Origin of the sequence: 'Chrysanthemum coronarium' phytoplasma, assembly GCF_000744065.1 — a bacterium.
In the GTDB taxonomy this organism is placed as follows: Bacteria; Bacillota_I; Bacilli_A; order Acholeplasmatales; family Acholeplasmataceae; genus Phytoplasma; species Phytoplasma asteris.
Map to the genome: position 1 here is coordinate 1 of NZ_BBIY01000059.1, position 3,138 is coordinate 3,138.

General features: G+C 30.2%; 1 protein-coding gene and 1 pseudogene. Both read right to left on the reverse strand.

All coding sequences use genetic code 11. The features are described from left to right. Positions 1–381, reverse strand: a pseudogene (locus tag OYV_RS03140) (hypothetical protein); the annotation flags it as partial. Between the two features lie 80 nt (positions 382–461). Continuing rightward, positions 462–2,792 (reverse strand): hypothetical protein, encoded by a 2,331-nt coding sequence (locus OYV_RS03145; protein WP_236620275.1) that lies wholly within the window; start codon positions 2,790–2,792, stop codon positions 462–464. Between the last annotated feature and the right edge of the window lie 346 nt (positions 2,793–3,138).

Here is a 3,138-nt window from a genome sequence, read left to right on the forward strand (position 1 = left end):
CGGAACACCTTCTTGCGCGATATCGGTTAATAGCCAACTTTTATTATTATTTTTTTGTAAATTATTTTCATTATATGTGTATTTTGCACCGCTTTTTGTTTGAAACCACTCCTCTTGGGTTTCTATTTTGGTTGAGGGAATTTCGTAGATTTTAGGTTTTGATTTGATTATATCATATTTATTATCTAAAAATAAAAATACTCCAAATCCAACAACTGAAACAGACATCATGACATAATAAATAATCAAACCCGTCTTTATATTGACTTTTTTAATCCTATTTGTATTTTCTCGTTTTTGAATAAACCAAATCCATAAAGGGATTGACCCAAAAATGATACCCAAAAAAAATACAATAGTTAATATCTTAAATAATTCCATTCTATCTTAAATTTCCTTTTTTTAACTTACTTTTATTTTAACATAAATAGAACAATAATGCAAAAAAATATTCATTATTGTTACCATCCAAGCCATTGTTTGTATGTGTCCCATTTTGATGCAACAGATGCGGCACCACTAATTAAACCACCTATGCCTCCGCCAATAATCGTACCGACACCAGGTAAAATGGCAGAGCCCAATGAAGCTCCTATTATGGCTCCTGATTTCGTTGAAATAACTGTGTTTACTACTGCACCTGTTCTTTCTACGCTTTTGTCCCATTTGGAGGTTTTGATTTTTAGTTGGTCGGCTTTGGTGGTTAGGGTTGAATTATCGGTTTTTAATTTTAGGATTTGGTCGTCTAATTTTTCTTTCATTGTTTCGTGGGCAGATTGTTCGTTTTTCAATTGCTCTTTTAATTTGGCGATTTCGTGTTGTAGTTCTTTGTTTTCGAATCCTAATGAACCACTTGCGCCTTCAAGTCCTGAGATTGCACCTTCTAGTTGTTGGATTTTGATTGATTGTTGTTTGAAAGTTTCCATGTTGGCTTCAATTTCGGCAGTTAGTTTGATAATTTGTTCTGCTTGTTCTTGGATGGTTTGTTGTAGTTTTGCTATTTCTTCATCTTTTTGGTTGATTATTTCTTGTAGTTGAATTTCGTTAGCTTCTAAGATGTTGATTTTGCCTTTTAAGTCTTTAATTTGAGTTTGTTTATTATTTAATTGGTTAACTAATGCTTCGTTTGCATTGCCGTTTTTCACCAATTCATCTTGAATTTCTTTGATTTCTTTTTCTAGTTGTTCGTTTTCGGTTTTAGATGTGTTTAGTTGTTCTTGGATTTTATTTAAATCGTTAGTGTATTTTTCTTTTAGGTTTTTGTTTTCTAGTTTCAAAGTATCTATTTCACTTCTAAATCCTTGTTCTTTAATTTCTAGTTGTTGCATTTCGTTTTTTAAGGTTTTGATATGCGTTTCTTTGTTATTTAGTTCTTGTTGTAGAGTGTCATCAGGTTTTTGGTTGGTAATTAAATCAGTTATTTCTTGTTGGCAATTATTGAGTTCTTGTTGTTTGTTGGTTAGTGTTTGTGTAATTTCATTCAAATTATTAGTTTTTTGTTCTAATATGGATTTATAATTATTTAGTTTATTTGGGGGAGGAGTTTCACTTACGCTGTTACTAAATTTTAAGTGCCAATATTCTTGATTTGGAAGGATGTTATAAACTTCTGGGTTGGAAAAGTCAGGATTTATAAAAAGTATTTTTTTGAAACATAAATCAGGTTTTATATAATGAAACGTATTTCCATTGATTTCTATTGGTCTACTATTTATTATTTTTTTATTTGCGTTTTGTATAAGTTGGTTGGCTTTCGGTTCGCGCATGTCTTCTGCTTCCCAAATTGGGGTTAATTCAACTGTAAAGGGGACAGGAGAGTAATACATTTGTCTATCTTTAATGTGTTGAGTGTCTATAATATTAGTTTTAACAAGCCTTATTTTATTGGCTTCAATTTCGCAATTATTTTGCCATTCATCGTAAGTTTGAGTTAAATCTGATAATTCTTTTTGTAATAATGTTTGGGGTTGTGAAAGAGTAACTAATTCTTGATTAATGGTGTTAATTTGATTTAGTTTAGTTAATAATTCTTCTCGTAGTTTGCTGGCTTTTTCATTATTTTTTGCAATTTGTTCTTTTAGAGTTTCGGTTTCGGTTTCTAATTCCTTGACAATGTTTTTGTAATTATCTATTTGTTTTTGAATTTCTTCCAAAGTTTTTACGTGTTGTTCTCTCAGGCTTGTTGTTTCATCTTGTTTTTGGGTTAATTGTTGTTTTAGGTTTGTTTCGTTTTGTTTTAATTGGGTTATTTCTTCTTCTTTGAGTGCTAGTTGAGCTTCGAAATTAACCTTTTCTTGGTTAATATCAGTTTTTAAGGTGTTAATTTCTGAATTTAGTTGTTGTTTTTCTTCATTAGATAAGTTAATTTGACTGATTAATTGTTGTTGTTTGGTGTGTAGTTGTTCTTCTTTTTGATTAATTTCTTGCTGTAGTTTTTCTAAATCTTGTTTGTTTGAAAACAATTGATTTTCTAATTGAGTTTTTTGGGTTTGTAAATTTTGGATTTCGTTATTTTTGTTTTGGGTATTTTCAATTTGATGGTTTAAATTAGTTTGGATATCGTTAATTTCTTGTTGTAATTTGTTTTTGGTTTCTTCTGTTAATTCTTGATTATTTGCTAATTCTTTTTCTTTTGATGTGAGTTGATTTTCTAAGTTATCTTTTTGATTTTTGATGTTTAACATTTCTAATTGTTGAGCTTGTAAATTGGCTTCTAGATAGTTTTTTTCTTGTTCTAATTGTTGAGTTTTTGCTTTTTCTTGTTGAATTAACTCCTCAACTTGTTTTTGCATTTCAGGATTTAATTCATTTCTTTTGTTTTCTATTTTTTGTTTATGAATTGGTTGTTGTGTAGTTAGTTGAGGAGTTTGTTCGTTATTGTTTAGTTCAGGTGGTTTGGCTGTTTGTTTTTTTTGAGTTTCTCTTTCTTGGGGTTCATCTTCTTGGGATTCATTGTTTGTGTTTTGGTTTGCCTCTTCGACGTTATTGTTTGTTTGTATTGCCTCTTCGTGGTGGGGTGTGTGAGTGTTTGGGTTTTCGATTTTATTTTCTAGTTGTTGAGGTGGATTTGGATTTCGGGTTCCTTCTTGATAAAATTGGTAAAGTTCATAAGCGGTTGATGCTATAGAAACCCAAAAT

Bases quoted from the DNA above. Each gene is read 5' to 3' on its own strand.
- OYV_RS03145 (WP_236620275.1), bottom strand. From the start codon at position 2,792: ATGCAAAAACAAGTTGAGGAGTTAATTCAACAAGAAAAAGCAAAAACT.